The sequence below is a fragment of the Streptomyces sp. NPDC001100 genome, assembly GCF_053598575.1.
Genome location: NZ_JBSFKO010000016.1, coordinates 139,621 through 159,902 on the forward strand (window position 1 = coordinate 139,621; position 20,282 = coordinate 159,902).

Consider the following 20,282-nt stretch of genomic DNA (forward strand, 5'->3'; position numbering starts at 1 on the left):
GCCGCCTGAGCGTGTTCAGCGGGTCAGCGGGTCAGCGGGTTCGCGCGCTCGTCCGCCGGATCGACGGGCGCGCCGAGCGGCTCGCCGTCCTGTACTTCACGTATCCGATCCGCCCCGGCCTGATGGACGCCACCGCGAACGTGGCCCAGGCGGCGGAGGAGAACGGCGTCCAGGCGATCGTGAACATGTCGCAGATCTCCGCCCGCCGCGACACCGCCGGCAACGCGGCCCGCCAGCACTGGGTCGCCGAACGCGTCCTGGACCACGACCCGGTCCCCGTCACCCACATCCGCCCGACCTTCTTCGCCCAGTGGCTGAGCGACACCTGGGCCGACGGCACCGGCGAACCGCGCCTCCTGTTCGCCGACGGACGCCACGCCCCCATCGCCGAAAGCGACCAGGCGAAGGTCATCGCGGCCATCCTCGAAGACCCCGCCCCGCACGCCGGCCGGATCTACCCGCTGTACGGCGCCGAGGAGCTCAACCACTACGAGATCGCCGAGAAGATGTCGAAGGCGCTGGGCCGCGACGTCACCTACGTGCCCATCGAACTCGACGAATGCGCCGCCATTCTGCGCGGGCGCGGCGCGCCGGACCACCTGATCCAGCACCTGCTCGCCGTGGCCGTCGACTACCGCAACGGCGTCTTCGCCGGCACCAACGACCTCGTGAAGACGATCGGCGGCAGCGAGTCCCTCGACGTCGAGGGCTTCATCGCCCAGAACCGCGCCGCCTTCAACCTGCCCACTGCCTGAAGAGGAGAAGTCAATGAGTGTCTGGTTCCTTACGGGATCGTCGCGGGGCTTCGGCCTGGAGATCACGCGTGCCGCCCTCGCCGCCGGTCACCAGGTGGTCGCGACCGCCAGGAAGGCCGAAGCCGTTCGCGAGCAGTTCCCCGACGCCGGTGACGCGCTGCTGGCTGTGCCGTTGGACGTGACCGATCCGTCGAGTATCCGGGCGGCTGTCGACGCGGCGGTCGAGCGGTTCGGCCGGATCGATGTTCTGGTCAACAACGCCGGCACGGGCCTGCTCGCCGCCGTCGAGGAGTCCGACGACGCCGCGGTGCGCGCGGTGTTCGAGACCAACGTGTTCGGCCCGCTCGCCGTGCAGCGGGCCGTGCTGCCGGTGCTGCGGCGTCAGCGGTCCGGCCATGTGATCAACATCAGTTCCATCGTGGGCTTCGCCACCGCGCCCGGCTGGGGGATCTACGCCTCCACGAAGTTCGCCGTCGAGGGCTTCACCGAGACCCTCCACACCGAACCCGCCCCCCTCGGCATCCACGTCACGCTCGTGGAACCCGGCTTCTTCCGCACCGACTTCCTCGATCCCGCCAGACTGAACTCGGACATCGACGTGATCGACGACTACGCGCCCACCGCCGGCGCGATGCGTGACGCCGTCCCCTCCCTGAACCACGCCCAGCCCGGCGACCCGGTCAAGGCCGCACACGCCATCGTCGAGATCGCCGCCACCCCCGAACCGCCCCTGCGCCTCCCACTCGGAGCCGACACCCTGCAAGCCTTCGACGCCAAGCTGGACGCCTTCCGCAAGGAGATGGACACCTGGCGGCACGTCGCCCTCTCCACCGACCACGACTAGGAACCGGTGTGGACCGAGCACTGGGCGACATGTGTTCTGAGCAGGTGATTCCGGACACCGGGGCAGTATTCGGAACCAGTCGGCAAGATCACTTGGCGGCGCGGGCGTCGCTGCTGAGGCTGCTCTCGGCGGTGGAGGCGTTGCTGCCACGGGTCGGCTTGCCGGAGGTGCTGCTGGGGCGAGTTCCGCCCGGACCCACCGACAACCGGTACCCGTACTTTCGCGCGTCCGCTGTCGATCACGTCAACGGACAATTGGGCTGAATCCAGTCAGACCAGCGGCTCCGGTTCGAGGCCGGGGTTCGCATCCTGGATCGGGTGGCTTCGAACCGTCCACGGGGGCGGCGCGAGGACTAGTCTGCTGAACAGACGTCCCAGACCCCGGCGGCATGTGATCGCTGAACGAGGATGGCTGCGGGGTGCGGACTCTTCGTCTGTCACCCGGCGCATCCCTGGAGGGAGCCGGGTTGATCCTCTGTCCTGCCGCGCAGGCTGTCGGACCGGCCGTCGCTCTGCCTCCGCCGAAAGTACGCCCCCGCCGGGAGCGCGCCCAGGTAGCCGGGACTCCGGCACCACCGCACCCGCTGCCGGATGGTCTTCCGAACCGAGGCGCCATGCCCCTGCTACAGCTCACCGTCCACCACCATGACCGAACGGCCAGGGCGCTGATCACCCTGGCCGGTGAGATCGACCTCGAATCCGCGCCGTTGGTGCGTGCGTCGCTGGAGCGGTGCCTGCACGACGGTGTCCGCGCCGTCGATGTCGACCTCGCCCGCGTCACCTTCTGCGACTGCAGCGGGCTCAACGTGTTCCTCCGCGTGGCACAGCAGACCGAAGGGCTCGGCGGGACCCTGCGACTGCAGCATCCGCCGGCCACTCTGCTCCGGATTTTCGACGTCGTCGGCGACGGGTTCCTGCTCCTCGGCCCTTCGTCCGGTCGTCCGCCACCTCCTCGCGCGGACACCCGGGTTGCGCCGGTTCCACCCCCGGCGCAGCGCTCCGTGCGGCCGCTGTCCGTCCTTTCCGGAGTTCCTGGATTTTCGGGAGTTCCGGGAGTTCCGGAAGCTTCGGGAGTTCCGGGAGTTTCGGGAGATGCGCGATGACGGCCGACCGTCGGCGCCCGCAGGAGCGGGGCTTTTGCCGCCGTCTGCGGAAGGGGCTGCCGACCGGCCGCCGGGCACCATCCGGCGCCGCGTCGGTGAAGCCTGTCACCATGCCTGCGGGCGGTGGCCCGGGTGGGGTCTGAGAGCCGGTCGGAGCGTATCCAGGTGCTGGTGGCCGAGCAGGCGGCCCGGCGCGGTGTCCGGGTCGGTGTGGTGGACGTGTGCACCGCGGCCGTGGCCGCGCTGCCGGTCGGCGGGGCCGGAGTGTCGGCGATGTCCCCGGCCGCGCCGAGCCATCCGCTGTGCAGCACCGACGACATCAGCGAGCAACTGGAGGAACTCCAGCTCACGTTGGGCGAGGGGCCGTGTGTGGATGCCTTCCGGCACGGCTCGGCCGTTCTGACACCCGATCTGCTGACCCGTGAGCTCCAGAACCGTTGGATGGTGTTCGCGGACGCGGCCCTGGAAGCCGGGGCGCGCGCGGTGTTCGCGCTCCCGTTGCAGATGGGGGCGATCAGCCTGGGGGTTCTGGACCTGTACGCCCATGTTCCGGTCCGGTTGGACGCGGAGGAACTGGCGGACGCGCTGGCGTTCGCCGATCTCGCGACCCTGGTGCTGCTCGACGCGCGCATCGACGAGGCGGGCGGTCCGCGCGACGGCCCCGTCGAGGACCTGGGCGCGTACCGGGCGGAGATAGACCAGGCCAGCGGTGTCCTGACCGTCCAGCTCGGCGTCGGCATCGAGGAGGCCTTCGTCAGACTTCGCGGTCATGCCTTCGCGCAGGGACTCCGGCTGGCCGAGGTGGCCGCGGACGTGGTGGCCCGGCGGCTCCGTTTCTCACCGGACGCGGAGCCGGACCGGACCGACAAGGAAACCTGACGGAACATCTCGAAACCTTCGTAAATATGGCAAGACCTCAGGAAATCCAACGAAATCTGAGGAACCCTGACGCATGGGTGCCGTCCGAGAAACGTGCCGTACTGCCCGCCCCTTTGGGCCGGGACCACTCCCAATCGAGGGTGCCCACGATGGATCAACAGCTCCTGGCCAAGACCTTCGTCGAGCTGGCCGACAATCTGGTCGCCGACTTCGACCTCATCGATTTTCTGCGCCTGCTGACCGACCGCTGTGTGAGCATGCTCGACGCGAGCGCCGCCGGTGTGCTGCTCGCCGACCGGGACGGCGGACTCCGCGTCATGGCCGCCTCCGACGAACAGGTGCGGCTGCTGGAGCTCTTCCAGCTCCAGAACGACGAAGGCCCCTGCCTGGACTGCTTCCGCACCGGCGCACCGGTGGTCATCTCCGACCTGACCCGGGAGATCGACCGTTGGCCGCGTTTCGTCACGGCGGCCCACCGCAGCGGATTCGGGGCCGTACAGGCCCTGCCCATGCGCTTGCGGGAGGAGACCGTGGGCGCCCTGAACCTCTTCCACGCCGCACCCGGTCCCTTCGACCCGGTCGGCACGCCCGTCGCCCAGGCCCTGGCCGACGTGGCCACCATCAGCCTGCTCCAGCAGCGCTCCAGCGCGCGCAGCACGGTCCTCAACGAGCAGCTGCAGACCGCGCTGAACAGCCGGGTGCTGATCGAACAGGCCAAGGGGAAGCTCGCCGAACGCCAGGGCATCGACATGGAGCAGGCGTTCAGCGCCCTGCGCGGTTACGCCCGCGCCCACAACCGGCGGCTGTCCGACGTGGCCCGCGCCTTCGTCGACGGCTCCGAACCCCTTGCCGGACTGGAGGCCTGATCCACACCCCGTCCGGGAACCGGGCGGCGCGACCGGGCAACTCCGCGCGTCACCCGCGGCGTTCGTGGTCCCGGCGGTCCTCGCGCCGCCAGCGTGCCCGGTGCTGACGGCTGTAGCGGCGGTCCCAGCGTTCCCGACGGCTCCGGCGCTCCTGGTAGTCCCGGTAGTCCCCGAGATCGGAACCGCCGTCACGCCACCCGCCTCCGCCACGGTCGCGGCCGAGGCGGGTGGCGCTGTAGATCAGCACCGCCGCGGCCACCCACCAGAGGGGATGGAGGAAACCGAAGGCGAACAGGACCAGGACGAGGACGATGAGCAGGACGAACACAGCGGGTCTCCCGGGAGCTGGACTCAGCATCGATACCGGGGACTGGGGCCTTGCTCCACAGCCTAGTCCTGCCCGGAGGCCGCGGATACGGTACGACGTCAGGGGTTTGCACCTTCGCCCTCGAATCCGTCAGGAACCGACCAGGGACGACACCTTCGGCCACTCCCGCGCCCATCTGGAGCTAGAGCCGCGGGCCGCCCCCTGTACGGCAGTACCCTCGTCGTACGGTCCGCCCGTGCCCCCGGCCCTCTCCGTAGCGTCCGTTTCCGCGCAACAGAGGCCCTGCGCAAGGCGAAAGCCCCCGGTGGCAGAGGAGTTGGGTCGTATGGGCCCGCATTCCGACCTGTTCGACGAGTTGCGTGTGGTCACGGCCGGCGGCGAGCTGGACCTGGTGACCGTGCCGGCCTTCGCGCGTGATCTGGTGGACGCCCGGCACGGTGGCGGGCGGCTGCTCCTCATCGTGGATCTGCGCGGTGTCACCTTCATGGACGGCAGCGTCCTGGACCCGCTGTGCGCGGCGCGGAAGGACTGTCATGAGCGGCATGGATGGCTGCGCGTCGTGCACCACCTGCCGGGTGCGGGTCTCGTGTTCCGGGCCGCCGGTCTGCGGGACCGGTTCCCGCGGTACGCGAGCACCCACGACGCCTGGCACGACATACCCGCGGACCGTGCGACGGCGGAGTGGGCCCCGTAGTGTTCGGGGCAGGCCGGGTGACACCTCACCCCGAAGTACCCCGGCCCGCGCGGGACGGAGACGGGTGATCAGTGACGGCATGGCCGAGGTCCTGCGATCGCTGCGCCTCGGGGAGGCCGGCGACCCCGCCCCGGCCTGTGCGCGGGCGCTGGGCGCCGCGGGCGTCGCGCTGTCGCTGCTGGTCGGTGCCGAGCGGACGGCCGAGCCGCTGTGGCACCACCCGGACCTGAGCGCCCGGTTCGAGGAGCTCCAGTTCACGCTGGGGGAGGGCCCGGGGCCGGACGCCGTCAGCGCCGGCTCACCCGTGCTGGAGCCGGACCTGGCGCGGGTGCGCGCCGAGCGCTGGCCCGCGCTGCTGCCGGCCGCGCGCGACCTGGGCGTGCACGGCGTGTGCTGCTTCCCGCTGGGCATCGGGGCCATCCGGGTCGGCGTACTGACCCTCCTGTGCGACCGCGAACGGCGGCTGAGCGGGCAGCAGTACACCGACGCCGCCGCACTGACCGCCGTACTGACCGGCGCTCTCCTGAAGCGTGACCGACACGACGGGGACGGGGACGGGGAGGGGCCGGGGCTCGGCGCGGCCCTGGAGCCTCCGTCCGTGCTGCGCCGCGCGGTCGTGCACCAGGCCACGGGGATGATCAGCGCCCAGCTGGACGTGTCCATACAGGAGGCCCTGCTGCGCCTGCGGGCCCACGCGTACAGCAGTGAGCGGCCGCTCGGCGAGATCGCGGCGGATGTGGTCGCCCGCAGGCTGCGCTTCAACGACGACTTCGACGACGATGTAAGCGGGCCGAACTCGCCCGACGGTGGAAAGGGATGATTGCCATGGCCCGCGAACGACGTCTGGCCGAGATCTTCGTGGAGGTCGCGGACTCACTGGTCGAGGACTTCGACGTCATCGACCTGCTGCACCGCCTCTCCGCGCGCTGCGTGGAACTGCTGGACGTGTCGGCGGCCGGGATCCTGCTCGTGGACGCGCACGGCGAACTGCAGACCATCGCCGCCTCGGACGAGCACACCCGGCTGCTGGAACTCTTCGCGCTCCAGCACGACCAGGGCCCCTGCGTCGAGTGCTACCGCACCGGTGCCGCCCGCACCAACATCGACCTGACCCGGCCGGAGACGACCGCCGCCTGGCCGCGCTTCGCCCGGCAGGCCCGCGCGACCGGATACGTGACCACGCACGCCATCCCGCTGCGGCTGCGCAACCGCGTGGTCGGCGCGCTCAACCTCTTCCAGACCACCGCGCACCGCCTCGGCGACGACGACATCGCGCTCGCCCAGGCCCTGGCCGACGTGGCCACCATCGCGATCCTGCAGCAGCGCACCCTGGAGCAGTCCCATGTCGAGAACAGCCAGCTGGAGAACGCGCTGACCAGCCGCATCCTGATCGAACAGGTCAAGGGCTTCCTGGCGGAGCGCTGGAACACCTCCGTCGACGACGCCTTCGCCGCGTTCCGCAGCTACGCCCGCGCCCGTCATCTGCGCCTCTCGGACCTCGCCGCGCAGATCGTCTCCGGCGACTTCGACACCAGGGCCATCCCGGTACCCGCGACGGCTCAGCCCGGCGCCCAGGGCGGCTGACCGGCCACGGCGGCCGCCATGAGCGCGTCGGCCGCCTGCTCGGTCGTGTCCGGCGGCACGACCAGCAGATCCCAGCGGCCCCGGCCGGGTGCGAGCAGGACGACGGTGTGCGGGGCGGCTTCCCCCTGGGTCCCGCGCAGCCGTACGACCTGCTGGGCGACGAGCAGCCGGCCGGGCACGGCGGACCACACCGCCCCGTTGACCGTGGCACTGGTGATGCGGCCCCACTGAGCCGGCAACCCGGCCAGCAGTGCCGGGAGTTCGGCAGGCAGGTCGTACGAACGGGGCCACCACGCGCCGTCGATGGCCCGCGGCAGGTTCCCGTGGGGGGCCAGGCGCAGGCGCAGGACCGGACGGGAGGGAGGCGGGGGCTGCAGCACGGTGGTCATCAGGCTCCTGCCAACTGCCGTACGTGGAAGAGCTGTTCGGTGTCAGGCGCGGCGGGCGGTGATCCGGTCCGGGGTCGGCCAGTGCACGTCGTGGACCCAGCCGGCGCGTTCGAAGAGGCGGATGACGGCGGCGGACGGGTCGATCTGGCGGCGGTCGACGCCGTGGCGGGCGCTGGTGGGGTCGGCGTGGTGGAGGTTGTGCCAGCTCTCGCCGAAGGAGAGCAGGGCCAGCGGCCACAGGTTGGTGGCGCGGTCGTGGCGGCGGGTACGGAAGGGACGCTCACCGATCATGTGGCACAGCGAGTTGACGCTCCAGGTGACGTGGTGGAGCAGTGCGATGCGCACAAGTCCCGCCCACAGCAGACCCGTTACGCCGTACAGCCAGCTGCCGCCGATCGCCCAGCCGAGCCCGAACGGCAGCGCGAGGGTGAACAGGCACAGCCACGGGAAGGCGCGGGAGACGGCCCGGATGTCGGGGTCGGCGAGGAGGTCGGGGGCGTAACGCTCCGGAGGTGTCTGCTCGTTGCGGAACAGCCAGCCGACGTGGGCGTCCAGCAGCCCGTGCAACTGGCCCCACAGATGGGTGCCGTAGCGGTACGGCGAGTGCGGGTCGCCGGGCCGGTCGGTGAAGGCGTGGTGGCGGCGGTGGGTGGCGACCCAGCCGATGACGTCGCCCTGGAAGCTCATCGACCCGGCGATCGCGAGCGCGATGCGCAGGGGCCGGTCGGCCCGGTACGAGCCGTGGGTGAGCCCGCGGTGGAAGCCGACCGTGACGCCGAGACCGGTGATCGTGTAGAGGACGACCGCGAGCACGATGTCGACGGGGTGGACGAGCCGCCCCCACAGCAGCCAGCCGGCCAGGCCGAGCCCCACGAACGGCAGCACGACGATCGCCGCCGTGATGCTCACGTAGATCCGCGCGGCGCCGTCGCGCACGGGCGGCGGGCCGTCCTCCGGGAACGGGGAGGTGCCGTCGTAGGCCGGGGGCGGTGGGGCGGTGCCCGCCGGGACGCCCGTCGTGGACGGGGTGGAAAGGATCGACATGGCGGGACTCCTCGGCCGTCGGTGCGGATGGCGCGGCCGGGGTCACGGGCTGCCCCTGGGAAGGGAACGCGAGGACAGGACGCCGGACCGGACACCGGCACGTCAAGAGCCCTCGGTTGCTCCACCGTACTCCCGTACGCTCCGGAACGGACCGGGCCGGGGCGCGGAGTACCGTGGACGGTACCGAGGGCACTTCGCACACCGGCCTCCGCACCGGGTCGTCCTCGGCGAGCGACGAACCCCGTGCTGCCGCAGAGGCGGCCCGGAGACGGGTCCGCATCATGCTGGCGACCGTGCAACCCACCCTCCCGCGATCCCGGCCCGCCGCGGCTCCGGCCGCCCGGCTCGCCCTGAAGAGCGACGGCGCCGCCCCCGGCCTCCTGGACGGCGCCTGGTGGCCCCGCTCCCGGGACCTGCTGAGCGAACTGCCCTCACTGACCGCCGTGTTGGACCCCTTGTGGGGCCGCATCACCCGCGTCGCCGTCAACCCGACGTACTGGCCGGACATCCCCCGCAAGGTTCCCGTCGACGGTCACGTCGTCAAGGCCGGCTGGTTCACGGAGCTCGACCCGCACAAGCTCCTGCTGCTCTCCTACGGCAACGGCCGCCGGGACCTGCTGATCATCCCGCCGGAGACCGGGGCCGAGGCGGCGGCCCGGCTGATGGCCGCCGCGTCCGCCCACGACGGCCCGCCGCTGACCGCGAGCGCGCTCATCGCCGCGGACGAGGGCCGGGACGAGGGCCGCAGCGGCGCCGCCGCGACCGTCGTGAACGACTTCCCCGTCCACGACTGAGTACGGCTGAGCCGAGCCGGGGCCGGGGCAGACGTCGCGTTGCCTGCCTCTGGCAAGGGCAGGCTGCCCGGCATCCCGTTGCCCGATACTCCGACTACTCGGGCCATGGACAGGAAGCCGCGCCTGGGGGAGTTCCGCAGGACACGGCGGCCCCAGTTGCGGCCGGCCGATGTGGGGATCCCGGATTTCGGGGAGCGCCGGCGGGTGCCCGGGCTGCGCCGGGACGAGTTGGCGCGGCTCGCCGGGGTGGGGCCGTCCTCCTACACGCGGCTGGAGCAGGGGAGTTCGCTCAACGCGTCGCCCAAGGTCCTGGACGCGCTGGCCCGCGCCCTCGGTCTCGACGAGGTGGAGCGCGCCCATCTGCACGACCTGGCCGGCGCGGCACGTCGTGTCCCCGGCCGGCGCAGGCCCGCGCCGGAGCGGGTCGGAACGGGTCGGCGACGCCATCCGGCAGCTCCTCGACGCCCTCGGCGACGCACCCGCGCTCGTGCTCGGCCGCCGTAGCGACGTACTGGCCTGGAACCGCACCGGACAGGCCCTGTTCGCCGGGCACTTGGACGCGCGGATCCCCCAACAGCCCGATCTGCGGCCGAACATGGCGCGGCTGGTTTTCCTGGACGCGCACACCCGGGACCTGTTCGTGGACTGGCCGCAGAAGGCCAGGAACGTCGTCGGCAAGCTCCGGCTCGCCGCCGGTCAGCACCCCGACGATCCCCGGCCGGCCTCGCTCATCGGCGAACTGACCATGAACAGCCCGGAGTTCTCCACAATGTGGGCCGAGCACGGGGTCAGGAAGCGGGCCCTCGCGACGTACCGCATGCACCATCCGGTCGTCGGCCGCATGGAGCTCAACCTGCAGTCCCTGCCCGTCCCTCAGGAGGACGGGCAGCACATCGTCGTGGCCACGGCGGGCGCCGACACCGCGTCCGCGGCGGCGCTCTCCCTGCTCGGCCGGCCACCGCCTCACCCCGGTCCTCACCGGCGCCGCTGACCGGGCCTTCTGCTCCTCCCGGTGATCAGCCGCGCCGGCCGGGGTGCCTGTGGTCGGGTGGCTCTCTCAATGTCGGGTCGGTGACGCGGGCCAGCAGGGCGGTGGTGAAGCGGTCGGCGGGGAGGACGCGGAACGGGCCGGAGGGGTGCGGGCGGGTGGTCGGGTCGACGCGGTCGGTCAGGTTCAGTTGGTTGTGGATGCCTGCCACGGCTTCGTAGGCGTAGGCGAGGTGTTTCTCGCGGGTCTGCCAGTCGGCGGCGGTCAGGGCGGCGGTGAGGACCGGGGTGAGGCGGTGGCCGGCCGTCGTGCGGGCGAAGGCGGTGCCCAGCCATTTGTCGTACGGCGGGTAGCGGCGGTCCATGAGGAGGCACAGGCGCATCAGGTGGCGGGTCAGGTGGGCCGCGTTCACGGCGGAGCCCAACTCGTCGCCCACCTCGCCGCAGCGGCCGACGAAGGCCTCGCGTTCGGTGATGTGCCGCCACTCGCGGGCCAGGACGTGCAGCCAGACGTCGTGGGGGTACCAACGCAAGTCGTGGCGCAGGGGGCCGAGTTGGTGGAGGCCGTCGTGGAACACCGCGCCCGCCGTGACCTCCGTGAGGAGGTGGGTGGGGGTGGCCAGCCAGTTGGCGGGCGTTATGCCGTCGGTCGGGTCGAAGCCGAGGGTGTCGGTGAACCAGGCCGCGGTGTGGGTGACTTCGACGCACTGGTGGGTGGGGTGGCCGTGGAAGGTTCTCGGGAGGTGTTCGGCGAGGTGGTGTCTGATGCGGCCCGCGTGCCGGGGCAAGTCCCGGGTGCGGAGGAAGAGTTGGAGGCGCGGGGCCCAGGTGTGGTCCCGGGAGCGGGGGGTGTCGTAGCCGAGGACCTCGGAGCCGCCGCCGATGCGGGCGGCGGAGTGGGGGAGGCCGGGGGCGGCCTCTTCGAGGAGGGGGCGGACGGTTTCTGTGTAGAAACGGCGGGAGAGTTCGAGGCCCGGTAAGAAAGTTGGCATATTCGTGAAGCTCATGCGGGGACCCTGCCCAGTCCGGACATGATCGTGTGCGCGAATTTGCGCCGCCGGTCCCCCTTCGGCTTCCGGCCGGTGCGTTCGGCTTGCGGCCGGTGTGTTCAGTTCCCGGCCAGTGCGCTCAGTGCGTCGTCCGTCAGCCGGTACACCGTCCACTCGTCCTGGGGGCGGGCGCCCAGCGACTCGTAGAAGGCGATCGACGGGGTGTTCCAGTTGAGGACGGACCACTCCAGGCGTTCGTAGCCGCGGGCCGCGCAGATGCGGGCGAGTTCGGTGAGGAGGGCCTTGCCGTGGCCGGTGCCGCGGGCGGTGGGGCGGACGTAGAGGTCCTCCAGGTAGATGCCGTGGACTCCGCGCCAGGTCGAGAAGTTGAGGAACCACAGCGCGAAGCCGACCGGTTCGCCGGTGGTGTCGTCGGTTGCGATGTGGGCGTAGGCGCCGGGGTGTTCGCCGAAGAGCGCCTCGTGGAGCTGTTCCGGGGTGGCCCTTGCCTCCTGGGGTTCCTTCTCATAGGCGGCGAGTTCGCGGATCAGGGCGTGGATGACGGGGATGTCGGTGGGGTTCGCGGTGCGGATCATGCGGAGAGAGTAGAAGACGGGCTCGGGTCCGGGTCCCGCTCGGCGGGCTCGCGGCGGGGGAGGAGGAGCGGGCTGGCCAGGAGGAGGACTCCGGCCAGCGCGATCGCTGTGCGGGGGGTCGTGGCCGCGGCCACCCATCCCCACGCGGCCGTCGTCAGCGCGATCGCCGCGCTGGTACTGACCGACCACGCGGTGAGCGTGCGGGCCACGCGGTCGGGGGCGGTCTGGGTGAGGCGGGTGGTGGCGAGGAGCGGGTTGAAGACACCGATGCAGGTCACCATGGCGAGTTGGAGGGCGGCGACGAGGAGCATGCCGGGGACACCGGGGCCGACGAACGCCAGTCCGAGCGGCCAGCACGCGCGCAGCGCCCCGGAGGTCAGCAGCACCCTTCGCTCGCCGAACCGGGCCGCGAGCGGGCGCGCGAGGCGTGAGCCGACGAAGCCGCCGGCGCCGGAGGAGGCCGCGAGCGCGAGCGCGAACTGCCAGGGCGCGAATCCGAGACGGCCCAGCATGAGTACGGCGAGCAGCGGCTCGGACGCCATGATCAGGCCGTTGACCGTCATCGCGTTGAGGAGCAGGGGGCGGAGGGTGGGGTGGGCGAGGATGTAGCGCCAGCCGTCGAGCAGGTCGGCTGCTCGGAGTCGTTGGGCGCCGGTTCGCTCCGGGAGTGGTTCTGTTCCGCCGATGGCTCGGATGCCGAGGGCCGAGAGCAGATAGCTCACGGCGTCGGCCACCACGGTCGTCACCGGACCGAACAGCCCCATCGCGGCTCCGCCGAGCGGAGGCCCGAGCATGGTGGAGGTCCAGGTCGTGGACTCGAAGCGGGCGTTCGCCACGAGCAGGTCCTCGGGCGGGACGAGGGATTTCAGGTACGCGCCGCTCGCCGCGTTGAACGCGATGTTCGCGGCGGCGACGGTGACGGAGACCAGGAGGAGCTGGGCGAAGGTCAGCCCGCCGAGCGCGTAGGCGACCGGGATGCTCAGCAGGGCCGCGAAACGGCTCAGGTCCATCGCGATCATCACCGGCCGTTTGCGGCGGAACTCCACCCAGGGGCCGAGCGGCACCGCGATCAGCGAACCCACCGCCCGGCCCGAGGCGGCCAGCACCGCCACCTGGGTCGGGCCGGAGTGCAGTACGACGATCGCCAGCACGGAGAAGGCGCCGAAGCCGAGGCCGGTGCCGTACGAACTGACCGCGAACGCCGCCCACAGCCAACCGAACTGCCGGCCCAGCGCACGCCTGGCCACCCGCACTCCCTCTGCCGAAGTCTGCCGAAGTCCGCCGAACAACCCCTCGTCGACCTCATGGATCCAAGCGAGTGCCGCCACCACTGGTCAAACAACCGACCCGCCGCACCGCCACAACCGGGGGTTGTATCGAACGGCGGTCGGTCGGACGCGCCGGTGGCGGCCGATCTCCAGGTGGTGCGGCGCCTGTTGTCGGCCGGACTCGATCGACCACAGTGTGTTCTGCGGTACCCGGCCCGGCGTCCGGGCCCGTGCGCGCGGCGGAGGCCGGCGGAGGCCGGCGGCGGTCCGTTCCAGCATGGTCGCGGCGGCCTCACCGAGGCGTCGGTGCGGTTCCGGTGGTGCGGAAACCGTCGTGCCGGACCCCGCGTCTGCGACAGGATCCGTCGGACAGGCACCAGGTCCGGCCGGAATGTCGATCACGCCTTGGGTGACACTTGCGTGCGTGAATCGGCTCATGCGAATTACCCGGGGCCTCCACAGGGTGTGGACGTACGTCCGCAGTGCTCCCGGCACGTATGTCTGGCTGGGGATTCTGTTTGTCACCACGGTCGCCATGCATCACATGTCGCCGGAGTTCGAGCAGGAGTTCCTGCGGCAGCGGTCCACCAACATCCACGAGTTGTCGAACAACCCGGTGCGGGTGCTGTTCGCGAGCGCGATGTGGATCGACGGGGGGCGCTGGCTGCCGTACGCCGTGCTGTACACGGTGTTCCACGCGCAGGCGGAGCGGTGGCTGGGGACGGCGCGGTGGCTGATGGTGTGTGTGGCCGCGCATGTGCTTGCCTCGCTGATCAGCGAGGGGGCGTTGTTGTGGGCCGTGAAGAACGGCATGGCGCCGCAGTCCTCCGTCGACACCCTTGATATCGGGGTGAGTTACGCGCTGGCGGGGGTGGTCGGGGTGCTGGTGTATCGGATCGCTGTGCCTTGGCGGTATGTGTACCTGGTGGTTGTGGTGGCCGTTTACGGGGTGCCCTTGGCTACTCATCGGACGTTCACCGATCTCGGGCATTTCACTTCCATGGCGATCGGCCTGGCGTGTTATCCGCTGGTCAGGGGGTGCGGAAAAGCATGGAATCCGAAGGAGACAGTGGCCGCCTTCAGGGGTTAGCGTCCGGATATGAGCAGCTCGGCAAGCGGTTCGGTCAGTGGTGTCGTGAACGGCGGCGTTTCCTTCTGGTACGCGGACGACGGGCTTCCCGTGCGGCGGGAGCCTCTCGGTGGTGACGCCTCCGCCGACGTCGTCATCGTGGGTGGCGGGTACACGGGGCTGTGGACCGCCTACTACTTGAAGCAGGCCGATCCCTCTCTTCGAGTCACGGTCCTGGAGCAGAAGTTCTGCGGTTACGGCGCCTCGGGGCGCAACGGTGGGTGGCTGTACAACGGGATCGCCGGGCGGGACCGGTACGCGAGACTCCACGGGCCCGAAGCCGCCGTACGGTTGCAGAAGGCCATGAACGACACCGTTGCCGAGGTCGTGAAGGTCGCGGAGGCGGAGCGGATTCAGGCCGACATCCATCGGGGTGGCGTGCTCGAAGTCGCTTGTACGCCTGCGCAGTTGGCGCGGCTGAAGGCGTTTCACGAACATGAGCTGTCGTACGGCGAGAAGGACCGGGAGTTGTACGGCGCCGGCGAGACCGCCGAGCGGATTCGCGTCGCGGACGCGGTCGGGTCCACGTGGACGCCGCACGGGGCCCGGCTGCATCCGGTGAAACTGGTGAAGGGGCTGGCGCGGGCCGCCGAGGCCCTGGGCGTTGTCATCCATGAGTCGACGCCGGTGACCGAGATCCGGCCCCGGTGCGCTGTCACTCCGTACGGCAGTGTGCGTGCGCCCTATGTTCTGCGGTGTACGGAGGGGTTCACCGCGAGTCTCAAGGGGCAGCGGCGGACCTGGCTGCCGATGAACTCCTCGATGATCGCCACCGAGCCGCTCAGCGAAGAGCAGTGGGCTTCGGTGGGGTGGGCTGGGCTGGAGACGCTGGGCGATATGGCCCACGCGTACATGTACGCGCAGCGGACCGCCGACGGGCGGATCGCGTTGGGCGGGCGCGGGGTGCCTTATCGGTTCGGGTCCAAGACCGACAACGACGGGCGGACGCAGGCTGCGACTGTCGACGCGTTGCGGGAGATCCTTGTGCGGTTCTTTCCGTCGCTCGCCGGGCTGCGGATCGAGCATGCCTGGTCGGGGGTGCTCGGGGTGCCGCGCGACTGGTGCGCGACGGTGACCCTGGACCGTTCGACGGGGCTGGGGTGGGCGGGGGGTTACGTCGGCTCGGGGGTTGCTACGACCAACCTCGCGGCGCGGACGTTGCGGGATCTGGTTCGGCTGGATTCAGGCCAGGGTGGCGCCACCGATCTCACCGGCCTTCCGTGGGTCGGCCACAAGGTGCGCAAGTGGGAGCCCGAGCCGTTCCGTTGGCTGGGGGTGCAGGGGATGTACGCGACCTATCGTGCGGCGGACCGGCGTGAACTCGGTGGGCACGGCGCGGAGTCGTCCCGGTTGGCGCGGATCGCCGATCGGGTGGCCGGGCGCCACTGACGAGTGCGGGTGCGGGGTCGTTCGCCTGCGGTGCGTCGTGGGTCGGTGCCGTACGCGGCTGATCAGTTCACCGGCTCCGACTCGTTCAGCGGTGCCCGGGCCGGTGTGTTCTGCTTCGGTGCCCGTGCGGTCACCATCAGGCCCGCGACCAGGCCTGCCAGGAGCATGACGGCTACGGCCCACCAGGGCCGTCTTCTTCGGGCCGCCCGCGAGGCCGATCACGGTGGCCCCGGCATGTTTGGCGTACTGGACGAGAAGCGTGCCCAGTCCTCCGGCGGCGGCCGGGACGATGACCACGGAGTCCGTGCCCAGCTCGGTGAACTGCACGATTCCCATCGCCGTACGGCCCGTTCCGATCATCGCGACGGCCTGGGCGAAGTCCAGGTTCGCCGGGATCTCGTGCACCCGGTCGACATCGACCACGGCCGACTCGGCGTAGCCGCCCGGCGCGAACCCGAGGTGGGCCACCACCCGCCTCCCGAGCCACAGTCCGGCGACCTCCGCGCCGAGCGACTCGACGACACCGGCCACCTCGCGGCCCGGGACGGTCGGGAGGGCGGGGAGCTCGGGCAGCGGGCCCTGTTCGCCTCTGCGCAGGACGGTGTCCAGGAGGTGGACCCCGGCCGCGGCCACCGCGATACGGACCTGGCCGGGGGCGGGGGAGGGGGCGTCGACGGATTCGTAGGCGAGGTTGTCGGCCGGGCCGAAGGTGTGGAGTCGTATGGCATGCATGGGGGCCACTTTTCAACCTCAAGCATGCTTGAGGTCAAGTGTCCGACGGCCTCGTTGTCAGTGGTGGGGTGCAGGATGGGGGCATGGCTAGGAGAGCGGCTGGCGGGACGGGTGGAGTGAAGGGGGCGCGGCGGCCGGAGGTGCGGTTGCCGGCGCTGGAGGCTTACGGCGGTGGGGAGTTGGAGCCGGACGGGGACTACGACGGGCTGGAGATCAGGGACGAGGACTTCGCGGGGCAGGACGGCGGGGGCGCCCGGTTCATGGACTGCGCGCTGACGGGCTGCGCGCTGGACGAGACGCGGCTGCATCATGCGCGGGTACTCGACTCGGTCCTGACCGGCATACGGGGTGTCGGTACCGATCTCGCGGAGTCGACCCTGCGCGATGTCGAGGTGGTCGACGCCAGGATGGGGGGTGTGCAGTTGCACGGTGCCGTGCTGGAGCGGGTGGTGATTCGGGGCGGGAAGATCGACTACCTGAATCTGCGCAAGGCGCGGCTCCGGGATGTGGTCTTCGAAGGCTGTGTGCTCGTGGAGCCGGACTTCCTCGATGCCCGGCTGGAGCGGGTCGAGTTCGTGGACTGCGTGTTGAAGGGGGTGGACTTCACGGGGGTGACGTTCACGGACGTGGATCTGCGCGGGGCGGCCGAGCTGGAGATCACGCGGGGCATCGACCGGCTGTCGGGGGCCGTGATCAGCATGGGCCAACTGCTGGATCTGGCACCGGTGTTGGCGGTGCAGATGGGGATCCGGGTGGAGGGGTGAGGGGGCGTCGGGGAGCAGGCCCCGGATACTCACTGCACGCGGGGGAACCTCGCCTGCAGCGTCCAGATCGCCGGGTTCTCGCCGAGGTCATCATGCATGTCGACCAGATCGGCGATCAGATCGTGCAGGAAGTCCCGTGCCTCGCGGCGGAGTTCGGTGTGCGAGAAGGTCAGCGGTTCCTCGTCGCGGCGCATCCAGTCCGCCTCCACGTCCACCCAGCCGAAGCGGCGCTCGAAGAGCATCCGGTCCGTGGACTCGGTGAAGTCCAGCTCCGCCCGCTGCGGGCGTGACGCCCGCGAACCCGCCGGGTCCTGGTCGATCCGCTCCACGATGTCGCACAGCGCCCACGCGAAGTCGAGCACCGGCACCCAGCCCCAGGCCGTGGCCACCTCCCGGTCCGCCTTGGTGTCGGCGAGATACACGTCACCGCAGAACAGGTCGTGCCGCAGCGCGTGGACGTCGGCGCGCCGGTAGTCGGTCTGCGGGGGGTCGGGGAAGCGGTTGGAGAGGGCGTAGCCGATGTCGAGCACGTAGGTGATGGTGTCATGCGGGGCGGGCGCTCCCGGTGCCACCTGGTGTCCGGTCGCGGTTCACGCTTCGTCGTGCTGGGTCAGCCTGCCGTCGGTGAGTCGCCAGTGGCGCTGGTGCGGTGTCAGGCGCCAGGTCTCGTCGGCGTCCGTCGACTGCGCGATCCAGGCGCGGAGCAGGGGGAGGGCCTGCGCCCGCAGGACGGCGCGGGTGGCGGCCCGGTCGGGGGCGTCCACCGGGTGGACGTCTATGCGGAAGCCGACCGAGTCCGGGTGGATGGTGCGGCCGTAGGTGTGGGGGTGGGGAGCTACCCATGCCGCTCCCAGGAGGATGTTTCCGCCGTCGTGGCCCGTGAGGAATCGGAGCTCCGTGACATCGGCCGTGTGGGGGCCGAGGCACTCGTTGATGTCGGTGGTGGTCAGCGGCCAGGCGCGGTGCCCGGGCAGTCTTCGATTCCGTGCGGACATGGCAAGCAGAATGGCAGGCGACGGCCTCCGGCCCGTACGGGTTTTCCGTCCGGCGCCGGCTTCCGGGAACCGGCGGGCTCATAGGATCCCGGACGTGTCCCGATTCGCGCCCCTCGCCCCCACCGTCACCGCCTGCGCGCTGGCCCTCGTCCTGACGGCGTGCGGCGGAACGGGCGGCGTGCCGGGCACCGCCGGCGGCGCGGGCCTGCGCGACCCGTACTTCCCGAAGGCGGGCAACGGCGGCTACGACGTGACCCACTACGACCTGACCCTCGCGTACGCTCCCGACGCGCCTGAGCTGACCGGTACGGCGACGATCACGGCGAGGGCCACCGCCGAACTCTCCTCCTTTCACCTGGACTTCAAGGGCATGACGGTCGAGTCGCTGACGGTGGGGGGAAGGAAGGCCAGCTGGAGCCGCAGAGGTCAGGAACTGACGGTCCGCCCGTCCTCCGCCCTCCCCAAGGGCGGGACGTTCGAGACGACCGTCCGTTATTCCGGCGCCCCGGAGACGCTCACCGACCCGGACGGTTCGAAGGAGGGCTGGCTGCGCACCGCGGACGGTGCGCTGGCGCTGGGTGAACCGGTCGGCTCGATGGCGTGGTTCCCCGGCAACGACCATCCCTCCGACAAGGCGACGTACGACATCGCGATCACCGTGCCCAAGGGGCTACAGGCCGTCTCCAACGGGGAGTTGAGGGCGGAGACGACCGACAACAGCCTGACGACGTATCGCTGGCGCACCGCCCAGCCCATGGCGACGTACCTGGCCACGGTCGCCATCGGCCACTACGACATCACCCGCACGACCACGAGCAACGGCCTCCCCGTCTACGTAGCGGTCGACCCGCAGGAAGCGGCCGCGAGCCGCAAGGTTCTCGCCCGACTCCCGGAGATCATGGAGTGGGAGGAGTACAACTTCGGCCCGTACCCCTTCTCCTCGACCGGTGCGATCGTCGACCGGCGGGGGGATGCGGGCTACGCGTTGGAGACCCAGAACCGGCCCTTCTTTCCCGGCGCCCCCGACACCGCCACCCTCGTCCACGAACTCGCCCACCAGTGGTACGGCGACTCCGTCACCCCGAAGACGTGGCGGGACATGTGGCTCAACGAGGGCTTCGCGACGTACGCGGAGTGGCTCTGGGACGAGGACCACGGCGGCGACACCGCCCAGGAGACCTTCGACGCGCTCTACGACGGGACGTACTTCGACGACCCGACCGAGAGCGACGCCGTGTGGGCCTTTCCGCCGGCCCGGCCCAGTTCCGCCGCGCACATCTCCGACAGTCCCGTCTACGAGCGGGGCGCGATGGTGCTGCACAAGATCCGCCGGACGGTCGGCGACGCCCGGTTCTACGACATCGTGCAGGGCTGGGCAGCCGCCCACCGTCACGGCACCGCGGACACCGCGGAGTTCACGGCGTACGTGGAGCGGATGGCGCCGGGGAAGGATTTCGGGGGGATCTGGAAGGACTGGTTGTACGGGGACGGGAAGCCGGCGCACGCCTGAACCGGCCTTCGCCGAGGTCGCTCAGCGGGTGTCCCCCAGGGAGATCAGCAGGGTGCGCAGCATCCGGGTCAACTCGTCGCGGTCGGTGCCCTCCAGGGCCGAGAGGATCTGGATCTGGTTCTGTACGTGGCCTTCCACCACGCGGTCGACGAGGTCGCGCCCGGCGTCGGTGAGCGCGATGTGCAGGCTGCGGCGGTCGCCGGGGACGGAGTCGCGGGTGACGAGGCCGTGGGCGACGAGCCGGTCGACGCGGTTGGTGAGGGCGGCGGAGCCGATCATGACGCTGGAGGCCAGCGCCTTCGCCGTCAGCGGCCGGTCGCTGCGGCGCAGGGTGGCGAGGACGTCGAACTCCCAGGTCTCCATGTCGTACTGGGCGAAGTACTCCTTCAGTCGGGTGTTGACCAGCCGTGAAAGCCGCAGGACGCGGCCGATGGTGCCCATGGCGTCGAGGTCCAGGTCAGTGCGCTGGGCGGCCCACTGGCCCATGAACTCGTCGACGGCGTCACGGGTGACGGCCTCGCTCATGGGGTCACCTCCTGTTCACTGTTGCTTCAGCCACATTAATTCGACAACAAACTGTTTGACCGCACCCTAGTCCACGACATAACCTCTCGATGTCAGATAGTTCGACGTCGAAGGACTTG

At 70.8% G+C, this 20,282-nt stretch carries 24 protein-coding genes and 1 pseudogene; 15 read left to right on the top strand and 10 right to left on the bottom strand.

The features are described from left to right. Positions 1 to 11: 11 nt before the first annotated feature. The 5 genes from ACWDEW_RS24160 (at position 12) to ACWDEW_RS24180 (ending at position 4,446) form a co-directional block, all read left to right on the top strand. Complete coding sequence (locus ACWDEW_RS24160) at positions 12 to 755, top strand: NmrA family transcriptional regulator (RefSeq protein ID WP_450514999.1); 744 nt, start codon at positions 12 to 14, stop codon at positions 753 to 755. 13 nt (positions 756 to 768) lie between these two features. Then, the gene (locus ACWDEW_RS24165; RefSeq protein WP_450515000.1) at positions 769 to 1,599 is read left to right on the top strand and encodes an oxidoreductase; all 831 of its coding nucleotides are present in this window, start codon (positions 769 to 771) and stop codon (positions 1,597 to 1,599) included. Positions 1,600 to 2,212: 613 nt separating this feature from the next. Then, entirely contained in the window at positions 2,213 to 2,701 is a 489-nt protein-coding gene (locus tag ACWDEW_RS24170) for an STAS domain-containing protein (protein WP_450515001.1), read from the top strand. Positions 2,702 to 2,833: 132 nt separating this feature from the next. Then, on the top strand, positions 2,834 to 3,580 hold the full coding sequence (locus tag ACWDEW_RS24175; protein WP_450515002.1) for a GAF and ANTAR domain-containing protein: 747 nt from the start codon (positions 2,834 to 2,836) through the stop codon (positions 3,578 to 3,580). Positions 3,581 to 3,729: 149 nt separating this feature from the next. Then, complete coding sequence (locus tag ACWDEW_RS24180; RefSeq protein WP_450515003.1) at positions 3,730 to 4,446, top strand: GAF and ANTAR domain-containing protein; 717 nt, start codon at positions 3,730 to 3,732, stop codon at positions 4,444 to 4,446. 49 nt (positions 4,447 to 4,495) lie between these two features. Here ACWDEW_RS24180 and ACWDEW_RS24185 read toward each other — a convergent pair whose 3' ends face one another. Continuing rightward, a complete protein-coding gene (locus ACWDEW_RS24185) occupies positions 4,496 to 4,774 on the bottom strand; it encodes a hypothetical protein (RefSeq protein ID WP_450515004.1) in 279 nt (92 codons plus the stop codon). Positions 4,775 to 5,099: 325 nt separating this feature from the next. On the opposite strand from ACWDEW_RS24185, the gene ACWDEW_RS24190 reads away from it, so the two are divergent. The 3 genes from ACWDEW_RS24190 to ACWDEW_RS24200 all read left to right on the top strand — a co-directional run bounded on the left by ACWDEW_RS24190 (position 5,100) and on the right by ACWDEW_RS24200 (position 7,052). Further along, positions 5,100 to 5,468: an STAS domain-containing protein gene (locus ACWDEW_RS24190; protein ID WP_450515005.1), complete on the top strand. Its 369-nt coding sequence runs from the start codon at positions 5,100 to 5,102 to the stop codon at positions 5,466 to 5,468. 79 nt (positions 5,469 to 5,547) lie between these two features. Beyond that, complete coding sequence (locus ACWDEW_RS24195) at positions 5,548 to 6,288, top strand: ANTAR domain-containing protein (RefSeq protein WP_450515006.1); 741 nt, start codon at positions 5,548 to 5,550, stop codon at positions 6,286 to 6,288. Further along, complete coding sequence (locus ACWDEW_RS24200) at positions 6,285 to 7,052, top strand: GAF domain-containing protein (protein ID WP_450515007.1); 768 nt, start codon at positions 6,285 to 6,287, stop codon at positions 7,050 to 7,052. The genes ACWDEW_RS24195 and ACWDEW_RS24200 overlap by 4 nt, the downstream gene beginning before the upstream one ends. Here ACWDEW_RS24200 and ACWDEW_RS24205 read toward each other — a convergent pair. Then, entirely contained in the window at positions 7,028 to 7,441 is a 414-nt protein-coding gene (locus ACWDEW_RS24205; protein WP_450515008.1) for a DUF5994 family protein, read from the bottom strand. The two genes, ACWDEW_RS24200 and ACWDEW_RS24205, sit on opposite strands and share 25 nt — an antisense overlap. A 42-nt stretch (positions 7,442 to 7,483) precedes the next feature. Beyond that, positions 7,484 to 8,485 (bottom strand): acyl-CoA desaturase, encoded by a 1,002-nt coding sequence (locus ACWDEW_RS24210; RefSeq protein WP_450515009.1) that lies wholly within the window; start codon positions 8,483 to 8,485, stop codon positions 7,484 to 7,486. Between the two features lie 173 nt (positions 8,486 to 8,658). On the opposite strand from ACWDEW_RS24210, the gene ACWDEW_RS24215 reads away from it, so the two are divergent. From ACWDEW_RS24215 to ACWDEW_RS24225, 3 genes are all read left to right on the top strand, one after another. Beyond that, complete coding sequence (locus ACWDEW_RS24215) at positions 8,659 to 9,279, top strand: DUF5994 family protein (protein ID WP_450515010.1); 621 nt, start codon at positions 8,659 to 8,661, stop codon at positions 9,277 to 9,279. Between the two features lie 105 nt (positions 9,280 to 9,384). Next, on the top strand, positions 9,385 to 9,783 hold the full coding sequence (locus ACWDEW_RS24220) for a helix-turn-helix domain-containing protein (protein WP_450515011.1): 399 nt from the start codon (positions 9,385 to 9,387) through the stop codon (positions 9,781 to 9,783). After that, on the top strand, positions 9,767 to 10,270 hold the full coding sequence (locus tag ACWDEW_RS24225) for an MmyB family transcriptional regulator (RefSeq protein ID WP_450515012.1): 504 nt from the start codon (positions 9,767 to 9,769) through the stop codon (positions 10,268 to 10,270). Before ACWDEW_RS24220 ends, ACWDEW_RS24225 begins: the two co-directional genes overlap by 17 nt. A gap of 25 nt (positions 10,271 to 10,295) precedes the next feature. Here ACWDEW_RS24225 and ACWDEW_RS24230 read toward each other — a convergent pair whose 3' ends face one another. From ACWDEW_RS24230 to ACWDEW_RS24240, 3 genes are all read right to left on the bottom strand, one after another. Continuing rightward, on the bottom strand, positions 10,296 to 11,258 hold the full coding sequence (locus ACWDEW_RS24230; RefSeq protein ID WP_450515013.1) for a DUF4037 domain-containing protein: 963 nt from the start codon (positions 11,256 to 11,258) through the stop codon (positions 10,296 to 10,298). A gap of 116 nt (positions 11,259 to 11,374) precedes the next feature. After that, positions 11,375 to 11,851, bottom strand: coding sequence for a GNAT family N-acetyltransferase (locus ACWDEW_RS24235; RefSeq protein WP_359606707.1), 477 nt, complete (start codon positions 11,849 to 11,851; stop codon positions 11,375 to 11,377). Next, positions 11,848 to 13,098, bottom strand: coding sequence for an MFS transporter (locus ACWDEW_RS24240; RefSeq protein ID WP_450515014.1), 1,251 nt, complete (start codon positions 13,096 to 13,098; stop codon positions 11,848 to 11,850). The genes ACWDEW_RS24235 and ACWDEW_RS24240 overlap by 4 nt, the downstream gene beginning before the upstream one ends. A 457-nt stretch (positions 13,099 to 13,555) precedes the next feature. On the opposite strand from ACWDEW_RS24240, the gene ACWDEW_RS24245 reads away from it, so the two are divergent. Further along, positions 13,556 to 14,209 carry a rhomboid-like protein gene (locus tag ACWDEW_RS24245; protein ID WP_450515074.1) on the top strand — a complete coding sequence of 218 codons (654 nt, stop codon included), beginning with the start codon at positions 13,556 to 13,558 and terminating at the stop codon, positions 14,207 to 14,209. Between the two features lie 9 nt (positions 14,210 to 14,218). Next, positions 14,219 to 15,406 (top strand): annotated as a pseudogene (locus tag ACWDEW_RS24250) (NAD(P)/FAD-dependent oxidoreductase); the annotation flags it as partial. Positions 15,407 to 15,430: 24 nt separating this feature from the next. On the opposite strand, the gene ACWDEW_RS24255 reads toward ACWDEW_RS24250, so the two are convergent. After that, positions 15,431 to 16,369 (bottom strand): alcohol dehydrogenase catalytic domain-containing protein, encoded by a 939-nt coding sequence (locus ACWDEW_RS24255; RefSeq protein ID WP_450515015.1) that lies wholly within the window; start codon positions 16,367 to 16,369, stop codon positions 15,431 to 15,433. Between the two features lie 83 nt (positions 16,370 to 16,452). Between ACWDEW_RS24255 and ACWDEW_RS24260 the strand changes: the two genes are divergently transcribed. After that, positions 16,453 to 17,133: a pentapeptide repeat-containing protein gene (locus tag ACWDEW_RS24260; RefSeq protein ID WP_450515016.1), complete on the top strand. Its 681-nt coding sequence runs from the start codon at positions 16,453 to 16,455 to the stop codon at positions 17,131 to 17,133. A 29-nt stretch (positions 17,134 to 17,162) separates the two neighbouring features. On the opposite strand, the gene ACWDEW_RS24265 is transcribed toward ACWDEW_RS24260, so the two are convergent. Both ACWDEW_RS24265 and ACWDEW_RS24270 read right to left on the bottom strand, forming a co-directional pair. After that, the gene (locus tag ACWDEW_RS24265) at positions 17,163 to 17,663 is read right to left on the bottom strand and encodes a hypothetical protein (RefSeq protein ID WP_450515017.1); all 501 of its coding nucleotides are present in this window, start codon (positions 17,661 to 17,663) and stop codon (positions 17,163 to 17,165) included. A gap of 60 nt (positions 17,664 to 17,723) precedes the next feature. Further along, the gene (locus ACWDEW_RS24270; protein WP_450515018.1) at positions 17,724 to 18,128 is read right to left on the bottom strand and encodes a hypothetical protein; all 405 of its coding nucleotides are present in this window, start codon (positions 18,126 to 18,128) and stop codon (positions 17,724 to 17,726) included. 94 nt (positions 18,129 to 18,222) lie between these two features. On the opposite strand from ACWDEW_RS24270, the gene ACWDEW_RS24275 reads away from it, so the two are divergent. Then, positions 18,223 to 19,638 carry a M1 family metallopeptidase gene (locus ACWDEW_RS24275; protein ID WP_450515019.1) on the top strand — a complete coding sequence of 472 codons (1,416 nt, stop codon included), beginning with the start codon at positions 18,223 to 18,225 and terminating at the stop codon, positions 19,636 to 19,638. Between the two features lie 21 nt (positions 19,639 to 19,659). Here ACWDEW_RS24275 and ACWDEW_RS24280 read toward each other — a convergent pair whose 3' ends face one another. Then, on the bottom strand, positions 19,660 to 20,163 hold the full coding sequence (locus ACWDEW_RS24280) for a MarR family winged helix-turn-helix transcriptional regulator (RefSeq protein WP_450515020.1): 504 nt from the start codon (positions 20,161 to 20,163) through the stop codon (positions 19,660 to 19,662). Positions 20,164 to 20,282 lie beyond the last annotated feature (119 nt).

Coding starts and splice junctions, on each gene's coding strand:
- ACWDEW_RS24165 (WP_450515000.1), top strand. CDS start 769: ATGAGTGTCTGGTTCCTTACGGGATCGTCGCGGGGCTTCGGCCTGGAG.
- ACWDEW_RS24170 (WP_450515001.1), top strand. CDS start 2,213: ATGCCCCTGCTACAGCTCACCGTCCACCACCATGACCGAACGGCCAGG.
- ACWDEW_RS24180 (WP_450515003.1), top strand. CDS start 3,730: ATGGATCAACAGCTCCTGGCCAAGACCTTCGTCGAGCTGGCCGACAAT.
- ACWDEW_RS24190 (WP_450515005.1), top strand. CDS start 5,100: ATGGGCCCGCATTCCGACCTGTTCGACGAGTTGCGTGTGGTCACGGCC.
- ACWDEW_RS24195 (WP_450515006.1), top strand. CDS start 5,548: ATGGCCGAGGTCCTGCGATCGCTGCGCCTCGGGGAGGCCGGCGACCCC.
- ACWDEW_RS24200 (WP_450515007.1), top strand. CDS start 6,285: ATGATTGCCATGGCCCGCGAACGACGTCTGGCCGAGATCTTCGTGGAG.
- ACWDEW_RS24205 (WP_450515008.1), bottom strand. CDS start 7,441: ATGACCACCGTGCTGCAGCCCCCGCCTCCCTCCCGTCCGGTCCTGCGC.
- ACWDEW_RS24210 (WP_450515009.1), bottom strand. CDS start 8,485: ATGTCGATCCTTTCCACCCCGTCCACGACGGGCGTCCCGGCGGGCACC.
- ACWDEW_RS24220 (WP_450515011.1), top strand. CDS start 9,385: ATGGACAGGAAGCCGCGCCTGGGGGAGTTCCGCAGGACACGGCGGCCC.
- ACWDEW_RS24230 (WP_450515013.1), bottom strand. CDS start 11,258: ATGCCAACTTTCTTACCGGGCCTCGAACTCTCCCGCCGTTTCTACACA.
- ACWDEW_RS24235 (WP_359606707.1), bottom strand. CDS start 11,851: ATGATCCGCACCGCGAACCCCACCGACATCCCCGTCATCCACGCCCTG.
- ACWDEW_RS24245 (WP_450515074.1), top strand. CDS start 13,556: ATGCGAATTACCCGGGGCCTCCACAGGGTGTGGACGTACGTCCGCAGT.
- ACWDEW_RS24255 (WP_450515015.1), bottom strand. CDS start 16,369: ATGCATGCCATACGACTCCACACCTTCGGCCCGGCCGACAACCTCGCC.
- ACWDEW_RS24260 (WP_450515016.1), top strand. CDS start 16,453: ATGGCTAGGAGAGCGGCTGGCGGGACGGGTGGAGTGAAGGGGGCGCGG.
- ACWDEW_RS24270 (WP_450515018.1), bottom strand. CDS start 18,128: ATGTCCGCACGGAATCGAAGACTGCCCGGGCACCGCGCCTGGCCGCTG.
- ACWDEW_RS24280 (WP_450515020.1), bottom strand. CDS start 20,163: ATGAGCGAGGCCGTCACCCGTGACGCCGTCGACGAGTTCATGGGCCAG.